This is a genomic window from Paenibacillus sp. 01L418 (assembly GCF_056400045.1).
In genome coordinates this window covers 1-1,791 of record NZ_JBFTSN010000701.1, presented here as the reverse complement: position 1 = coordinate 1,791, position 1,791 = coordinate 1, and the positions used below count along the sequence as shown (strand labels likewise).

Sequence of the window (1,791 nt, the reverse complement as noted above, 5' to 3'; positions counted from 1 at the left end):
ATTTAATAGTGAAACATGGGGTATTCGAAACGATAAAAAATGAAAATAAGGACAAAAATGGCGAGTAGACCTTTAAGGTTTACTCGCCATTTTTATTGATATTAACCTTCATGTTTACAACTTGAATTAGTACTGCTAAAATTCGAGTTAAGAAGCTGAAGGAGGTTATTTATATGTATGAACTAAGTAAAATTATTTTTATGGCTATTGTCATTTTAGTTTTTGGTGGCATCGGATATATGTCTCTTCCTTCAATGAAAAAACCATCTCCTAAACGTCGTGAGACACCTGTGTTTATGGTAATTAAGGCAGAAAACTAACAGCACAATGAAGAATTGATAGCCCAGGAGGACAAAATATATGCGGATTAAATCAAAAGAATCTTATAATGGTGGCGGTAATTGTATGCTTATTGAATTGTTAGTGGAAGGTGGGGGAACTCTAGCATCAATTACATTAACTGAAGAACATATAGTAGGTCGGAAAATTCCATATAAAGATGATGATGGAGAAAAAAATTATGACTTTCATGAAGCTGTACTATGGACAGCTACAGATTCGCAATCACTAAAGTACATCCCTGAAGAAATAAAGTCTGAGGTATTGAAGGTATATCAAGATTACCGCAAAAAATATAATCGTGATCAGGATATCACTGTGAATTCGTAGGCGGTGAACTAGGGATGATTAATGAGTTTTATAGTGTTAGTCAAGCTTCCTTGCAAGCTCAAAAGTTCTGCGAAGAAAACCATGGCTGGAGAAGAATCTGCGATATTTGGGACAGTGAAAATTTGTATCTTACATGGGAAGAGTTGCCTAAAAAAATTCGTAACTATTGGATTGGGAAATGCGGTGAATATTCTGCAGAGTCAGCTTGGCGTGAGTTTGGAAATTCGATTTGTAAAGTACCTTTCGGATGTGTATCAGGAAAGGGAGATTTTCACCCAAACTATGAAATGGTTAATGCTCCACTTGGACATAACATGATGATGATTTTCAAGTTTGATGAGCTTCAACGAATATCAAGTGTTCGTAGTAGACACATAATGCGACAGAGAGGAATAAAAAACCGCCTCTCATAAGGCGGTCAATTGAACTATCGTCTCCCGTTAGGGAGTTTAATTACGACAGCCCGCAGATCGAATTCATATCAATTGAAATTCAAGAAGATCCAGGTTATCACGAACGAGAATCATTTTGTTTTTATATTCCCAACGGCTGATCAAATCAGGAAGCTTCACCAAATTGTAGTCTTTATTCCATGCGAACAAGTTGTGGATACCTTCTATTGTCTCGCGCTTCTTGCTTGGAACGATGCCTGTAATGCGCTCTTTATAGCGCCTCCATATTCGTTCTTCCTGGACGGACAAGGGTGTCATCAAAACGACGATCTTATCTGCGGCGGCAAAGCTCGGCTCAACCCACGACCTGTACACACCTTCAACGATCCATGAATCAAATCCGATGATCTTTTTGAGCTGACGGTCCCGCTCTTCTTCCGGTGCCTTGACGCCGTATTCATTCGACTGATTATGCCAGAAAATATCGTCTAGATCGTAATGCGGGATCCCGAGCTTCCCGCTCAATAAAGTCGCGATATAGGATTTGCCGCTTCCTGAGCCGCCGATGATATGGATTCGGATTGTGAACACCTCTTCCTTCCAAAATGTATCTGTAAATCGATGTCGAGATTTTTTCGTCATATTGTTTGAAATTTCCTGCCTGTTAGTTTAATCTCCTTCTCCAGTAAGGAGTAATGTGTCGCAGTTCGACGATATTGCGTTACAACAT

At 39.2% G+C, this 1,791-nt stretch carries 4 protein-coding genes; 3 read left to right on the top strand and 1 reads right to left on the bottom strand.

Annotated elements, in window-relative coordinates; translation table 11 throughout:
- Positions 1-173 precede the first annotated feature (173 nt).
- The 3 genes from AC1DSE_RS34820 to AC1DSE_RS34810 are packed head-to-tail and all read left to right on the top strand — an operon-like array spanning position 174 to position 1,082.
- Complete coding sequence (locus AC1DSE_RS34820) at positions 174-320, top strand: hypothetical protein (protein WP_441883502.1); 147 nt, start codon at positions 174-176, stop codon at positions 318-320.
- 40 nt (positions 321-360) lie between these two features.
- The gene (locus AC1DSE_RS34815; protein ID WP_441883504.1) at positions 361-669 is read left to right on the top strand and encodes a hypothetical protein; all 309 of its coding nucleotides are present in this window, start codon (positions 361-363) and stop codon (positions 667-669) included.
- 14 nt (positions 670-683) lie between these two features.
- Complete coding sequence (locus AC1DSE_RS34810) at positions 684-1,082, top strand: hypothetical protein (RefSeq protein WP_441883506.1); 399 nt, start codon at positions 684-686, stop codon at positions 1,080-1,082.
- Positions 1,083-1,145: 63 nt separating this feature from the next.
- Here the strand turns inward: AC1DSE_RS34810 and AC1DSE_RS34805 are convergent, their stop codons facing one another.
- Positions 1,146-1,703, bottom strand: a complete 558-nt coding sequence (locus tag AC1DSE_RS34805; protein ID WP_441883507.1) for a P-loop NTPase family protein — start codon at positions 1,701-1,703, stop codon at positions 1,146-1,148.
- Positions 1,704-1,791: the final 88 nt, after the last annotated feature.